Below are 14,337 nucleotides of genomic sequence, written 5' to 3'. Positions count from 1 at the left end.
GTGCTTCAGGTAAGACAGGCTTCGGCTAGCTCGTCAGCCTCATGAATGCACCCAGTTCGACCAATCCCGCAGGCGTACTGGGCATGTACTGCGTCAACGCGTGCGATCGAACGATGATCGCGCACCACTTGCCGCGTGAGACGGCAACATTGAGACGGTTTCGCGACAGCAGGAACGACATCCCTCGCGGGACGTCCTCGACGGCAGATGCGGCCATCGACACGATTGCCACCGCAGCCTCGCGGCCCTGGAACTTGTCGACGGTCCCGACCTCGACCTCCGTGAGACCGGCCTCGGTGAGATCGCGCTCGACGGTGCCCACCTGGGCGTTGTACGCCGCGACCACGAGAATGTCCGACTGCTCCAGCGGCCTGGTTCCCTCGAACTCGCTCGGGTCGGTCCAAGGCGTGCCGAGAAGGCCCTGGATCTGGCGAACGATTTCCTGGGACTCTTCCGGGGAGTAGGTGGAATTGCCGCGGTGATCGACGAACACCGTGTGTACTCCGGCAGCGAGTCCGTCGAGCTTCCTTGCCGCACTGACGGTTTCCTGGGAACGCAGCTTGCCCTCGTACGACAATGCGGACACGGGCGCACACAGATCCGGGTGCATCCGCCACGTTTTCTCGAGGAAGTAGCCGAGTTCGGGTGGCAGTGCGCCGTGTCCCTCGGCGAGCCAACCGAGTGCCGATTCGTCGACAGGTTCGGGGTGAGTACCTTGGCTCACCTGCGGCAACTGCTGCGGGTCGCCCAGCAGCAACAGGTTTCGCGCGGAAATCGCGACGGCAATGGTGTTCGCCAGCGCGAATTGACCTGCCTCGTCGACCACGAGCAAGTCCAAACTGCCGGCGGGAACACGATCGGTATTCGCGAAGTCCCATGCAGTGCCGCCGATGACGCAGCCGACGCCTTCCGCTTCGGCGATGAATCCGGCGTATTCCTCGGACGCGATGTCCTGCCATTCCGCGGTCTTGCTGCGGCTGCCCTTCTTTGCGACCAGTGCGGGGTCCACGCCGGCCTTCAGAATGCCGCCAAGCATGTTCTCGACCACCGAATGTGATTGTGCCACCACGCCGATTCGCCAATGGTGTTGTTCGATCAGTGTCTTGACGACACGAGCGCCCGTGTAGGTTTTGCCGGTACCGGGAGGACCTTGCACCGCCACGTAGGAATCGTCGAGGTCGAGAAGTGCGGCGGTGATGGCGTCGGCGTAGTTGTTGTCGGTGCCGACAGGTGGCAGCGGTGAACCCGAGAGGGTTCTCGGGGTGCTGCGCCTGAGAATGTCGACTGCCGCGATGTGTGGCAGTTCGGGCAGGCTCTCGCTGGCGTCGGACGCGGCAGCGGCGATGGACTTCTCCATGCGTCCGGTGGGAATCGGACGACCAGGTGCCAACGCGACCGGGGAATCGAGGTATTCGTCACCGCTGAGCAGTTCTTCCACGGTGACCACGTCGAGCCCTTCGGACTTGACCACGGCGGTGACCTTGACGCTGCTGGTGCCGCGTTGGGTGGGGTTCTCGCTTGCAACGGCATCGGGGGAGGGGGTTGCGTAGAGAGCGAACAAATCACTGCCCGGACTCAAAGATGTTCCGGTGCCGAAACTTCCGGTCAATTGGATGTGGCGACGAAACTTCTTCTGCCGCGCGGTGCTCTTGTGCCAGTCCGCTTCGATTTCGGACTGTTCGACCACCATGACGTCGCGGATGTCCACCAGGTCTTCGATCGGTGTGACCAATCGGTCGAAGTGGGCCCACCAGTACGGCTTCCGCTCGCGATTGTGGTACCCCACCGCAGCAGCCAGTAGAGCAGCTGCCTGCTGATCGGGGGTACGCGCCGAACCTGCCTTGTGTCCTGCGAATTCGCGGAGCGCGATCTCCGATTCGGTGAGCTCCTCGAGTGGAATCTTGATCTGCCCGGTCGGCTCACGAAGTTCGACGCCGTGTTCTGCGGCGCGCTCGGCAAGCCAATCGCGCAGGCGCAGAGTGGATTCGCAGTCGTATTCGTTGTAGTCGGAGATGCCCTGAAGAAGTTCCCGGGCCTGGTCGGCTTGTCCGCCGTCGCGCAATTCGCAGTAGTCGGCATAAGCGACAACCGAAGCGGCGGCATTGGTCACGTCGCCGTCGCGGCCGTGCTCACCCATGTAGAGCGGCTCGAGTTTCTTGATGCTGTACGAGCGTTGTCCGATCCGCAGGCACGCGCGGACGATCGGGTACAGGTCGACGAGCACGTTCTCGCTGAGCAGGGTGTCCACGGTCTGCTCGCCGACACCGTGACGTGCGGCCAAGCGCAACAGCGCCGATTTCTCGTACGCGGCGTAGTGGTAGATGTGCATGCCTGGATGAGCTTCTCGACGCGCGGTGACGTAATCGAGGAAGTCGAGGAGCGCCTGGCGCTCACCCTCGCGATCGTGTGCCCAGAACGGCTTGAACACGTAGTCGTCCGCAGGCCCTTCGACCACACCGAACAGATACTCCAACCCCCAATCGGTGGACCCGTCCTCGGCCCAGAGCGGATCGCCCTCGAAGTCGAAGAAGATGTCGCCGTCGTCGGGGATGGGGAGTCCGCCGAGCGCCGAGGGTTCGTAGACCTCGAATTCGGCGTCGCCGGACAGTTCCTGGCGTAGTTGAACCGCGGCCTGTGCACGGAGTTTGTCGAGTGTTTCCCGGCGGATGCCCTCGATTGGGCCGGTGCTCGCGGCGAGTTCGTCGATTGTCGTGATCCCCGAGACGATCAGCTGTTCACGCTGATTGCCGCGGACGCCCGCAACCAGCAGCAGGTCTCGATGGCTTTCGACCTCGACGCTGCAGGTGTCGCATCGACCACAACGCAGGTACCGATCGTCGAGCCACTGTGTCGGTTTCCCCTCGGCGCGGTGCTCGTCGAGGACTCGTTCGAGTTCAGCTCTACGTGCCGCGAATACCGGCGCGATGTCTCCGATGTCGTGCGACGACGTGCTGCCGTCGCCTAGCAGTAGATGAACTTGATCGGAGGCGGCAATTGCATTGCGCTCCAACGCATCCGCGTATGCGGCGAGTTGTAGAAGTGCCGACACCTTGGCGTGCCGGGAGAGCTTGCTGTCGTAGACCGCGTAGGTGTCGCCTTCGCGGACGAGGAAATCGCAGAACCCGAGGAATCGGCCGTCGAAAAAGGTTCCCTGATAAATGACTGGCGCGCCCGATCGTGCTGCCTCGACGGTGGCCAACGTGGCAGCGGTCAGGCCTGCGCGTGAGTGTTCCGGTCGCGGCATGACGACGACGCCGTCTCCGTGGTGATCGATGAACTTCTGAAGCTGTTCGCGCTCGTGCGAGTCGCCGAGGCTCGACGTCCGTTCGAGCATCGGATCCGCCTCGGCGGCCTCGGCCGCGATCAGACCGGTTCGGGCGTCGAGTTGCCGCAGCAGTGCGAACTCGCACGAGGCCGCAGCCGAGAGGTCGCTGGCGCTGTAGACGATCTGATCATCGAGTAGGAACACAGGGCGATTGTGCCATCGCTCACCGACAAGGCAACCCACCAGTAATCGCTCACGAGCCGCGGATATCGGTAGCGGCGTGCAGAATGACGATCATGCCTTTCTTCGACGGACGAACCGGTCAGGTGCACTTTCGGCATTGGCCGGCGGCAGGGGGTGCGGTGCCCACGGTGTCACTGGTCTTTCTGCACGGTCTCGGCCAGCACAGCGGCCAGTATCACCGCTTCGCGGGCGCAATGACGGCGTCGGGGATCGACGTGTGGGCGATCGATCACACCGGGCACGGTTTGTCGGAGGGTGATCCGGGAGTCGGGGCTCCGCTCTCCGATCTTGCTGCCGATGCAGCCGCGCTGGCTGACATCGCCTTGGCGGAACTGCCCGAAGTTCCGCAGGCGGTGATGGGTCATTCGTTAGGTGCCGTGACGGCGCTGACGATGCTGGCTCATCGCGATCACGATTTTGCCTCCGCAGTGCTGTGCGGCATCCCGCGCAGTGCGGTCGAGCAACACGGGTGGGCGGAACTCTCCGACGCGGGCATCCCAGTCCTGGTCGTTCACGGTACCGACGACCGGATCGCCCCGGTCGATCCCGTCCGGGACTGGGCGCGGACGCTGCGCAACGTCGAGATGCGCGAGTTCGAGGACGCCGGTCACGACCTGCTGCACGAGAAGGTTCACGCCAGTGTCACCAACGTCAGCCGTGAATTCCTTCTCGCGCATTCCAGGTAGTCCTCTCAGGAGAGCGCGCCGAGCACCTCTTTCGACGTGACGGGGTGCGAGAACATCGGGTAGTCGTAGGTGATCGCGTTCTCGTGTTCGGCGACCGAAGTGCCTGCCACGCAATCGGTGAGTGTGATGACCCGGTAACCGTTCTCGTATCCGGTGCGCATGGTCGATTCGACGCAGCAGTTGGTCAGGAAACCGCCGAGAAGGATCGTGCGAATTCCTTTGCTGCGCAGAATGAAATCGAGGTTGGTGCTGGCAAAAGTGTCGAGTCCACGCTTGCCCTCGATGACGATGTCGCCGTCTTTCGGAGTGAGGTCGTCGACGATAGCGGCGCCCCACGAACCCTTCACGAAGGCCTTTCCGTCGACGACGCCCTTGAGGATTCCGTACGGATGCGAGGTGATTTCGTTGTACCCCTCGGCGAAGGTGATCGGTGCGTGCATCACGGTGACACCCGCCGCACGGGCCGCATCGACCAGCGCGGCGGTGTTCGCGAGGAGTCCGTTCGATTCCATGACCGGTGCGACGGCCTCGTGAAGAACACCGCCCTCGGTGGTGAAGTCGTTCTGGTACTCGATGAGCACGACGGCGGTGGTCGCGGGATCCAATTCGAGCTTGTCGGTCATGGTCGGCACCTTCTCTGTTGTGGTCCGGGTCACGAATCTCCTCAATTAAACAGTTTGTCAGACAAGCAGGCAAGGGGTGGTAGCGTCGCGGCATGGATACGACTCCGTTGTCGCGCATGCCGCTCAGCCTTGCCGTGTCGGGAAGAATCCGTGCTGCCATACTCGACGGCTCGCTTCCCGTCGGCGAGGCATTGCCCACCGAACAGGAACTCGCGCAGACGTTCTCGGTGGGTCGATCGACGGTCCGTGAGGCCCTTCGGGTCCTGCAAGCGCAGGGATTGTTGACCGGCGCGGACACCACTTCTACTGCCAGGCCTCGGGTGACGCACGAGCATACGGCCGATTCCGCAGCCACAGCTCTCAGCACGGCGTTGCAGGTGGGTGCAGTTCCATTGGGCGATCTTGTCGAATTGCGAGTGCTGCTCGAAGCTGCTGCGCTGCGCACTGTCGTCGCGGTGCCGAACGGCGCCCGGGCTGCGATCGAGCGGATGCGCGTCGCAACCCTTGCCGACGACTCGGTCGCATTCCACGACGCCGATGTCGACTTTCACGTTGCGCTGGCCGGAGCCGGCGGGAACAAGGCGTTCGGGTTGGTCATGACGGTTCTCCGCGACAGCATCGCCGGCTACCTGCTGAGTGAACTCGACTCGCGCGAGAACTCGGCGGCCACGCTCGGCGCACTGCTGGCAGAGCACGAGGGTATCGCCGACGCGATCGAGCGCGGTGCAGTTGACGAGGCTGCCGTTTTGGTCGAGCGCCATGTGCGCGGATTCTACGAAGGACGAACACAATGACCACGAGTATCGATCTGTTGGGCGAGCGTCTGCAGAAAGCGGTGGGGGACAGGGCGACAACCGATCCCGACCGAATGGGTGCGTACGTCCGGGATCAATCACTGCTCACCGCAGCCGGAAGGCCCGCCGCGCTGGTCAAGGCGAAGACGGTCGACGACGTCGTTGCGGTCATGACGGTGGCCCACGAACTCGCCGTTCCGGTGGTGACACGAGGGGCGGGTACCGGGTTGGCCGGCGCTGCCAATGCGCTCGACGGGTGCATCGTCTTGAGCGTCGCGGGCATGGATCGAATTCTCGAGATCGATCCTGCCGCGCGCACCGCCACGGTGGAGCCCGGAGTGATCAACGGTGACCTGGCGGAAGCTGCTGCACAGCAGGGTCTTTGGTACGTACCGGATCCGGGAAGCCGGTCCATCTCGAGTATCGGCGGCAATCTGGCGACAAATGCAGGCGGCATCTGTTGCGCCAAGTACGGCGTCACCGGTGATCACGTTGCGGCCCTGACGGCGGTACTCGCCGACGGGCGTGTGATCCGTACCGGTGCACGGACGCGCAAAAACGTTGCGGGGCTGGACTTGACACATCTGCTCGTCGGGTCGGAGGGCACTCTCGCGGTCATCGTCGAAGCCACGATGCGGTTGCGTACGGCGCCCACTGCCGCGACCACTGTGGTCGCCTTCTTCGATTCCGCGGAGTCCGCGATTGATGCCGTCCTCGCCGTGTCGGCAGTGGCCGAACCGTGTCAGATGGAGTTGATGGACGACGTCACCATCGGCGCCGTCAATCGGCTGACCAAGATGGGGCTGGACGAATCGGCCGGGGCGATGCTGCTCATCCAGTGCGACGGTAGGTCGGCGGCCGCCGAGGCAGCGGACTGCGCCGCGGCGTGCGAAAGTGCCGGGGCCCGAGAGGTTTTCCACACCGACGATCCGGTGGAAGGTGAAGAGTTCACCGCCGCGCGCCGCATGGCCTTGCCGGCTCTCGAGGCGTTGGGCACGGTACTTCTCGACGACGTCGCGGTGCCGGTGCCGGCGTTGCCGTCCATGTTGGAATGCATTCGTGAAGCGGCCGATCGCCACGGCGTCACGATCGGAACCTTCGGTCACGCCGCCGACGGCAATCTCCACCCGACCATCGTGTTCGACGCTGCCGAATCGGGTGCGCAGGATCGTGCGGGCGGAGCTTTCGACGACATCGTTGCCGGCGCACTGGCGTTGGGCGGAACGATCAGCGGTGAACACGGTATCGGGGTTCTCAAAGCGCCGTACATGGCGGACATGGTCGGCCAGACCGAACGCGAAATGATGCTTGCAGTCAAGGCCGCATTCGATCCGAAGAACATTCTCAATCCCGGACGAGGTATCTGAGCGGTTCGTCCGTGCCTCAGTCGCCGGAAATTGCGCTACCAGACGAACGTGTTGCCGCACGACGCTTTTCAAGTGACGATGGCCCTCATGAAGCTGTTGATGCTCGGAGGAACACGGTTCCTCGGCCACGCTCTCGTCGATGACGCTTTGGTCCGGGGCTGGGAGGTGACAGTGCTCCATCGTGGGCTCACCGGAGCGCCACCACCTACAGCGGAGGTCCTGTTCGCGGATCGCACCGATCAGCGTGCGATGGTTGATGCGCTCGGTGATCGTCGATGGGATCTTGTCGTCGACACCTGGTCGGGTAGCCCCCGAGTGATCGGGGAAAATGCGCGCGTCTTACTCGGTCACGTCGACCGGTACGCATACATCTCCAGTGGGTCCGTCTACCAATGGGGCTTGCACGTAGACGAGACCTCACCAGTGGTGGCCGCATCTGCGACCTCCGATGACTACAGCGATTACGCGTCCGCCAAACGCGGGGCCGAACTCGCTGTCCTGGAATCCTTCCCGGACGCGTTACTCGCGAGGGCAGGGTTGATCCTCGGCCCGCGCGAGGACATCGGGCGGTTGCCGTGGTGGCTGCAGCGTATCGCGGCGGGCGGACGTGTCGTTGCTCCCGGAGTGCCGACCAGACCGTTGCAGTACGTCGATGCCCGCGACATCGCAACCTTTGTCCTGTCCGGACTGGCCGCCGGGATCAGCGGGGCATACGACGTCATCAGCCCGTCCGGCCACACCACTACCTCCGGACTCCTCCAGGCGTGCGTGGTTGCCACCGGTTCGGACGCTGAACTCGTGTGGATCGACGAGGACAGGCTGGCGGCCGCTGGAGCGCAGCCGTGGACACAACTTCCGTGTTGGGTGCCGCAGGAGGGTGAGTTCGCGGGCTTCCTCGAAGCCGACACCGCCAAGGCGGGGCAAGCAGGGCTGCGGTGCCGGCCCGTCGAAGACACCGTGCGCGATACCTGGGAGTGGATGCAGCGGGAAACTCTGCCGACTCAGCGGGAGGATCGTGCGGTGCACGGCCTTCCATCCGAGATCGAAAAGGAACTACTCTCCGCCGGACAGTGAAACGGGTCTGGCCCGGTTCGCATTCGAACCGGGCCAGACTCGTGAAAGACGATCGATCAGGCGTACAGGTCGCTGATCTTGGTCTTGTGAGCTTCGTGAATGATGTTGCGCTTGAGCTTGAGCGTCGGCGTCAATTCACCGGTCTCCTGGGTGAAGTCGACCTCGAGGATCGTGTACTTCTTGATCTGCTCGGGGTTGGAGACCTTCTTGTTCGCGTCGGCAACGGCCGAGTCGATCTCGGCGATCAGGTCGGCGTTCTTCACCAGATCGGCAATCGGGGTGCCGGCGGGCAGGCCGTTGCGCTCGACCCAACCGGGCAGAGTCTCCGGATCGAGGGTGATCAGTGCACCGATGAACGGCTGACCGTCGCCGACGACGAGGCACTGGCTGATCAGAGCGTGCGCGCGCAGGGAATCTTCGAGGCCTGCCGGTGCGACGTTCTTGCCGCCCGCGGTGACGATGATTTCCTTCTTGCGTCCGGTGATGGAGACGTAGCCCTCGTTGTCGATCGAGCCGAGGTCGCCGGTGTGGAACCAGCCGTCGACGATGGATTCGGCAGTGGCCTTCTCGTTGTGCCAGTAGCCGGCGAACACGACCGGGCCCTGCAGGAGGAGTTCGCCGTCCTCGGCGATCCGTGCTGCATGGCCGTTGATCGGCTTGCCGACGGTGCCGACGCGCTGCGCGCTCGAGGTGTTGACGGTGATTGCGGCGCTGGTCTCCGTGAGTCCGTAGCCCTCGTAGATCGGGATGCCGACGCCGCGGAAGTAGTGGCCGAGGCGCGCGCCGAGGGCTGCGCCACCGGAGACTGCACGCTCGCACTCGCCACCCAGAGCTGCACGCAACTTCGAGTAGACGAGCTTGTCGAATACCGCGTGCTTGAGCTTGAGTGCCAGGCCGGGGCCACCCTTTTCGAGGGATTCGCTGTATTCGATGGCGGTGGCAGCAGCCTTGTCGAAGATGCTGCCCTTACCGCCGTCGACTGCCTTCTGGCGAGCCGAGTTGTACACCTTCTCGAACACGCGGGGCACCGAGAGGATGAAGTTGGGCTTGAAGCCGGCGAATTGCTCGAGCAGCGTCGTCAGGTCCGACGTGTGGGCGACGGTGACCTTGGCGTCGAAAGCGCCGAAGGAGATCGCTCGCGCGAATACGTGGGCAAGCGGCAGGAACATCAGAGTCTTCTTGCCGGGGACCATGGACTCCGGCATCGCCAGGCGGCAGGCGTTGGACTCGGCGTAGAAGTTGGAGTGCGTCAGCTGGACACCCTTGGGGCGTCCGGTGGTTCCGGAGGTGTAGATCAGGGTCGCGGGCGAGGCAGCGGTGACCTGGTGACGACGAGTGTGCAGTTCTTCGTCGGTGATTGCCGAACCGCGACTGGACAGCTCGTCGATCGCACCCGACTCGATGACAAGAACCTCGCGGAGGGCTTCTGCGCCGTCGGTGACTTCCTTGTGAGTCTCCGCGTGCTTGGCCGTTTCGACGACCAGAAGTGTTGTCGCTGAATCCTCGAGGATCCACTGCGCCTGATCAGGGGAGGAGGTCTCGTAGATCGCGACGGTGCATCCGCCCGCAGTCCAGATGGCGTAGTCGAGAACGACCCACTCGTAGCGCGTCGCTGACAGGATAGCGACGCGGTCGCCGAGCTCGACACCTGACGCGATCAGGCCCTTGGCAACTGCGGAGACCTGCTTCGCGAATTCAGCTGCAGTGACGTCGACCCATCCACCGTTCGACGGCCTCTTGAACGGCACGAATGTGGGGTCTTCTTCGGCGTGACGGAACACGGAGTCGGCCATGGATACGTTCTCCGGAATTGAGAACGACTGTGGAACTGAGAACTCGCGCACTATTGACCCCTCCAGTGACTACTGACATTTCTGATGTGCATTGCATCACATTAGTCGTCATTTTGCACTGTCGTTACTATTCGGTAGAACTGGTCGGGCGCTGACCTGCAGTTTAGTGTGACCGCCTGTTTACAGGTACTCAGGCGACGTGTTGGAGCGTGCGACCGTGCACGGACAGCCACCGCCGAATTGCGTAGTCCAATCGGTCCGGATCCACTCCGAGTTGCTCTGCAGTAGCTGCAAGGATCTCCGAGGTGTCTCCCGGCAACTCGGTGGTGCCGAGTGTCGCGCTGATGAAGGTGTCGGCAGCGGTCCCCAGATCGGTGTGCGGAATTCCGGCCAACATCAACAGGTGGGCCCAGGTCACTTCGGAACCGTCTCCGCACGCGTCCACCCAGGCATGGTGAACGGCGTCGAGAGCGTTGTCGGAATCGGCGGCCGACAGCAGGTCCTCGACGCTGTTGATCCGCAAGTGATGGAGTTTCTCGGCGACCTGTTGGATGTGCCGTGCCTCGATCGGGACACCCGTCGCCGTGTAGCGACGCTTGTACGAGCCGATCTTGCCTGCCCACTGGTCCGAACTGCCGGCTTCCTCGAAGGTGCGGAGTAGTTCGCGTGCGCCATCCGTGACGGGTTTGTCCTCGCGGGCTTTCCGGTACGCCAGGTAGCGATCGACGACGGTCACTTCGCTGTGACCCGACGTGGACTGAACGGATTCGATGATGCACAGGGCGAGGCTCTGTCGATAAGCGTCTGACGCAACCCAGGCGGAAGGGTCGCCCAGGCGGTCACGGCACGCAGCTGCGACGGCGTCGACGGTATCGGTCGAGATGGTCACGGTTCCTCCAGAAAGCCGAATTCTTTTTGTTCCATTTGGGCTATCGGCACCGAGGAGCGAAATGTTGCACACATCACAAATTCGCAGAGATCTCTTGGACTGTGCTCAGGCTGGAGAGGTGTGCACTCAAGCGAGGAAGGACAGCACTTCGTCGTCGCTGAGTTGATGAAAGTCCTCGAATGCAGCACCGACGCCGCCTAACAGGGCAGGAACGAAGGGGCAGACGACCCGATCGGCGGAGCACGCGATCACTCTCATGGCTTCGGGGGACGCTACTGGGACCGCGACGATCACGGAGGCAGCACCCGCGGTGCGCGCGCATCGGCAGGCAACGGCGGCACTCGCGCCCGTAGCCATTCCGTCGTCGACGATCACCGCAGTGCGTCCGTGGAGGGAAACCGGGGTCCGCCCCTCGCGCAGGAGATGCGCCCGCCGTTCCAATTCGGTTCGCTCGTCGCGTTCGACGGCGACGAGTTCTCTTTTCGAGACGCGAACCGCTGCGATGACGTCGTGGTTGAGGACCCGCACGCCGCCCTCACCGATGGCGCCCATCGCCAGTTCCGGGTTGTACGGACTGCCGAGCTTGCGCACCACCACGATGTCGAGCGGAGCGTTCAGTGCCGCAGCCACCTCGGCTGCGACCGGAACTCCGCCGCGTGGGAGTCCGAGAACGACGGGCTTGTCGATACGCAAGGTCTCGAGCCGCCCGGCCAGAAATTTGCCGGCGGAAGATCGATCCCGATACTGGGTCACTGCGTTGTCCTCGAGAAGCTCGAACCCCGACCAGTTCGACGCTACTCGCTGCAGGTCACCGCGACGAGACTGTGAACCTCCGCAGCGCGAGAGCGGGATTCTTCTCGCGTACCTCGGCGATGCGAGCAGCCGAAACGAGTGCGGTGGCGACCCCGACCTGCTCGCCAAGTGAACACATCACGACGCCCATCGGGTCCACGATCATGCTGGCACCCGCGCCGCCGCGCGCGCTCTGATCTGCCGCTGCGATGTACATCGTGTTCTCGATGGCCCGGGCGCGCACGAGAGTGGTCCAGTGGTCTTCCTTGAGCGGCCCCGGCACCCACTGGGCGGGCAGGAGCAAGATGTCTGCGCCGACGTCGACGATGCGCCGGGTGACTTCCGGGAAGCGCAGGTCGTAGCAGGTCTGGAGGCCGAAGGTCAGGCCGTCGCACCCGAAAGTCTGCGGTTCGGTGATCTCGCCCGCGCGGATCACGGCCGACTCCTGGTAACCGAAAGCGTCGTAAAGATGCAGTTTCCGGTAGGTCGCCACCAGTTCGCCGTTCGGGTCCATCGCGACGAGGGTGTTGGAGATTCTGCTCACGTCGTCGATCCGCTCGTTCATTCCTGCCACGAGGAAGATTCCGAACTCCGCGGCGACCGACGCCAGCGCCGAACCGAATTCGCCGTCCAGGTCCTCCGCGGACTCGATCAAACGCTCATCCGTCTTCGGTGCGGTGAACATCGAGTATTCCGGCGCCACGACAACTTTCGCGCCGCGTGCTGCTGCATCGGAAGCCAGTGATCGCAGTGATTCGAGGTTGGCTTTCTTGTCCGTCCCCGGGGCGAATTGGGCAATCGCGACAACGGTCTGGGAGGGGGTGGCTGCGGTGGCTTCGGTCATGCTTCCTACGCTAGGCGAAACCCGCTGGGAGGGTGGATCTGTCGTAAAAGCACCCCCGGTATGTCGTCGTGTCTATACTCTATCCGCTAAACTGCTGGTCAAATGAGTGATATTGAGCGTGACCCCGAACCCCCAACATTTGCCGACCTCGACATCGATGATCGGGTACTGAAGGCACTGTCAGACGTGGGCTACGAGTCGCCCTCGCCCATTCAGGCTGCCACCATTCCGCCGCTGCTCGAAGGCAAGGACGTCGTCGGTCTCGCACAGACCGGTACCGGCAAGACCGCAGCCTTCGCAGTTCCAGTCCTGTCGCGGATCGACACGTCGATCAAGCAGACCCAGGCGCTGGTGCTTGCTCCCACGCGTGAGCTGGCGCTTCAGGTTGCCGAGGCATTCGGCAAGTACTCCGCGCACATCCCCGGACTCAACGTGCTGCCGATCTACGGTGGCCAGAGCTACGGCGTCCAGCTGTCGGGCCTGCGCCGCGGCGCACACGTCGTCGTCGGTACCCCGGGTCGCGTCATCGACCATCTCGAAAAGGGCACCCTGGATCTGACCAATCTCAAGTACCTCGTTCTCGACGAGGCCGACGAGATGCTCAAGATGGGGTTCCAGGAGGACGTCGAGCGCATCCTCCGCGACACCCCCGGCGACAAGCAGGTCGCCCTGTTCTCCGCAACGATGCCCGGCTCGATTCGCCGGATCTCGAAGCAGTACCTGAACAATCCGGTCGAGATCACCGTCAAGTCCAAGACGTCGACCGCCTCGAACATCACGCAGCGCTACATTCAGGTTGCTCATCAGCGCAAGCTCGATGCACTGACCCGAGTCCTCGAGGTCGAGGCATTCGAGGCGATGATCATCTTCGTCCGTACCAAGCAGGCCACCGAAGACCTGGCGGAGAAGCTGCGCGCCCGCGGGCACTCGGCTGCCGCGATCAACGGTGACATCGTCCAGGCCCAGCGTGAGCGGACCATCGGTCAGCTCAAGAACGGCGCCCTCGACATCCTCGTCGCGACCGACGTTGCTGCTCGAGGCCTCGACGTGGATCGAATCTCCCACGTCGTCAACTACGACATCCCTCATGACACGGAGTCGTACGTCCACCGCATCGGTCGTACCGGCCGCGCCGGTCGTCAGGGTGACGCGTTGCTGTTCGTCGCCCCGCGTGAGCGTCATCTGCTCAAGTCCATCGAGAAGGCGACCCGTCAGCCGCTTGCGGAGATGCAGCTTCCCAGTGTCGACGACGTCAACGCCCAGCGCGTGGCCAAGTTCGGTGACTCCATCACCGAGAGCCTGGCCTCGGAGAATCTCGCGATGTTCCGCAAGATGATCGAGGACTACGACCAGGAACACGACGTTCCGCTCATCGACATCGCTGCCGCTCTGGCGTTGCAGTCGCGCGACGGCGAAGCATTCTTGCTTTCTCCCGAGCCGCCGGCACCGCCGCGTCGTGAGCGCGAGCCTCGTGAACCACGTCCTCCCCGTCGTTTCGACGATGGCCCGGCCCCGCGCTCGCGTGGGCCCGAGGGCCAGGAGCTGGCCGCGTACCGCATTGCAGTCGGCAAGCGTCACCGCGTCGTTCCGGGTGCCATCGTCGGTGCCATCGCCAACGAGGGTGGGCTTCGTCGAAGCGACTTCGGGCACATCAGCATTCGCCCGGATCACAGCATCGTCGAGTTGCCGGCAGACCTCTCCAACGAGACTCTCGAAGCTTTGCGTCGCACACGCATCTCCGGCGTCCTGATCCAGCTGCAGCCTGATTTCGGGCCGCCGCAGGGACGTCCGAGTGGCCGTGGCGACCGTGGTGGCCGGGACGATCGTGGTGGACGTGACGACCGCCGCGGTGGCGGACGCGATCGCTACAACGACTGACCTACAGCTTCAACGACTGTCATGAAGACTGAAACAGGCGCTGCCATCCGCGAGGAGGACAGCGCCTGTTTTCTGTGTGGGGGGCAAGG

Annotated in this window: 11 protein-coding genes; 5 read left to right on the top strand and 6 right to left on the bottom strand. The window is 63.6% G+C overall.

The features are described from left to right. Positions 1 to 25: 25 nt before the first annotated feature. Entirely contained in the window at positions 26 to 3,469 is a 3,444-nt protein-coding gene (locus EHW12_RS20375) for a bifunctional RecB family nuclease/DEAD/DEAH box helicase (RefSeq protein ID WP_125051605.1), read from the bottom strand. An 83-nt stretch (positions 3,470 to 3,552) separates the two neighbouring features. Between EHW12_RS20375 and EHW12_RS20370 the strand changes: the two genes are divergently transcribed. Next, on the top strand, positions 3,553 to 4,194 hold the full coding sequence (locus tag EHW12_RS20370; RefSeq protein WP_003945142.1) for an alpha/beta fold hydrolase: 642 nt from the start codon (positions 3,553 to 3,555) through the stop codon (positions 4,192 to 4,194). A 5-nt stretch (positions 4,195 to 4,199) separates the two neighbouring features. Here the strand turns inward: EHW12_RS20370 and EHW12_RS20365 are convergent, their stop codons facing one another. After that, positions 4,200 to 4,817 carry a cysteine hydrolase gene (locus EHW12_RS20365; protein ID WP_030536921.1) on the bottom strand — a complete coding sequence of 206 codons (618 nt, stop codon included), beginning with the start codon at positions 4,815 to 4,817 and terminating at the stop codon, positions 4,200 to 4,202. 92 nt (positions 4,818 to 4,909) lie between these two features. On the opposite strand from EHW12_RS20365, the gene EHW12_RS20360 reads away from it, so the two are divergent. From EHW12_RS20360 to EHW12_RS20350, 3 genes are all read left to right on the top strand, one after another. Then, positions 4,910 to 5,611, top strand: a complete 702-nt coding sequence (locus EHW12_RS20360; protein ID WP_073513009.1) for an FCD domain-containing protein — start codon at positions 4,910 to 4,912, stop codon at positions 5,609 to 5,611. Continuing rightward, positions 5,608 to 6,978, top strand: coding sequence for an FAD-linked oxidase C-terminal domain-containing protein (locus tag EHW12_RS20355; RefSeq protein ID WP_125051603.1), 1,371 nt, complete (start codon positions 5,608 to 5,610; stop codon positions 6,976 to 6,978). Before EHW12_RS20360 ends, EHW12_RS20355 begins: the two co-directional genes overlap by 4 nt. Before the next feature lie 87 nt (positions 6,979 to 7,065). Continuing rightward, on the top strand, positions 7,066 to 8,052 hold the full coding sequence (locus EHW12_RS20350) for an NAD-dependent epimerase/dehydratase family protein (protein ID WP_241199014.1): 987 nt from the start codon (positions 7,066 to 7,068) through the stop codon (positions 8,050 to 8,052). Between the two features lie 56 nt (positions 8,053 to 8,108). Here the strand turns inward: EHW12_RS20350 and EHW12_RS20345 are convergent, their stop codons facing one another. The 4 genes from EHW12_RS20345 to EHW12_RS20330 form a co-directional block, all read right to left on the bottom strand. Then, positions 8,109 to 9,896 (bottom strand): long-chain fatty acid--CoA ligase, encoded by a 1,788-nt coding sequence (locus EHW12_RS20345; protein ID WP_042450345.1) that lies wholly within the window; start codon positions 9,894 to 9,896, stop codon positions 8,109 to 8,111. Between the two features lie 139 nt (positions 9,897 to 10,035). Then, on the bottom strand, positions 10,036 to 10,734 hold the full coding sequence (locus EHW12_RS20340; RefSeq protein ID WP_058228429.1) for a hypothetical protein: 699 nt from the start codon (positions 10,732 to 10,734) through the stop codon (positions 10,036 to 10,038). 126 nt (positions 10,735 to 10,860) lie between these two features. Beyond that, positions 10,861 to 11,487, bottom strand: a complete 627-nt coding sequence (locus EHW12_RS20335; RefSeq protein WP_064075775.1) for a phosphoribosyltransferase family protein — start codon at positions 11,485 to 11,487, stop codon at positions 10,861 to 10,863. Between the two features lie 55 nt (positions 11,488 to 11,542). Next, positions 11,543 to 12,370: a carbon-nitrogen hydrolase family protein gene (locus EHW12_RS20330; RefSeq protein WP_050656184.1), complete on the bottom strand. Its 828-nt coding sequence runs from the start codon at positions 12,368 to 12,370 to the stop codon at positions 11,543 to 11,545. Between the two features lie 102 nt (positions 12,371 to 12,472). Here EHW12_RS20330 and EHW12_RS20325 point away from each other — a divergent pair, with 102 nt between their 5' ends. After that, positions 12,473 to 14,248, top strand: coding sequence for a DEAD/DEAH box helicase (locus EHW12_RS20325; protein ID WP_003945121.1), 1,776 nt, complete (start codon positions 12,473 to 12,475; stop codon positions 14,246 to 14,248). The last annotated feature ends 89 nt before the right edge of the window (positions 14,249 to 14,337 follow it).

This window comes from Rhodococcus sp. NJ-530 (assembly GCF_003860625.1).
GTDB lineage: Bacteria > Actinomycetota > Actinomycetes > Mycobacteriales > Mycobacteriaceae > Rhodococcus_F > Rhodococcus_F qingshengii.
This window is presented reverse-complemented; position numbering and strand designations above follow the sequence as displayed.

Bases quoted from the DNA above. Each gene is read 5' to 3' on its own strand.
- EHW12_RS20370 (WP_003945142.1), top strand. From the start codon at position 3,553: ATGACGATCATGCCTTTCTTCGACGGACGAACCGGTCAGGTGCACTTT.
- EHW12_RS20365 (WP_030536921.1), bottom strand. From the start codon at position 4,817: ATGACCGACAAGCTCGAATTGGATCCCGCGACCACCGCCGTCGTGCTC.
- EHW12_RS20360 (WP_073513009.1), top strand. From the start codon at position 4,910: ATGGATACGACTCCGTTGTCGCGCATGCCGCTCAGCCTTGCCGTGTCG.
- EHW12_RS20355 (WP_125051603.1), top strand. From the start codon at position 5,608: ATGACCACGAGTATCGATCTGTTGGGCGAGCGTCTGCAGAAAGCGGTG.
- EHW12_RS20350 (WP_241199014.1), top strand. From the start codon at position 7,066: ATGAAGCTGTTGATGCTCGGAGGAACACGGTTCCTCGGCCACGCTCTC.
- EHW12_RS20330 (WP_050656184.1), bottom strand. From the start codon at position 12,370: ATGACCGAAGCCACCGCAGCCACCCCCTCCCAGACCGTTGTCGCGATT.
- EHW12_RS20325 (WP_003945121.1), top strand. From the start codon at position 12,473: ATGAGTGATATTGAGCGTGACCCCGAACCCCCAACATTTGCCGACCTC.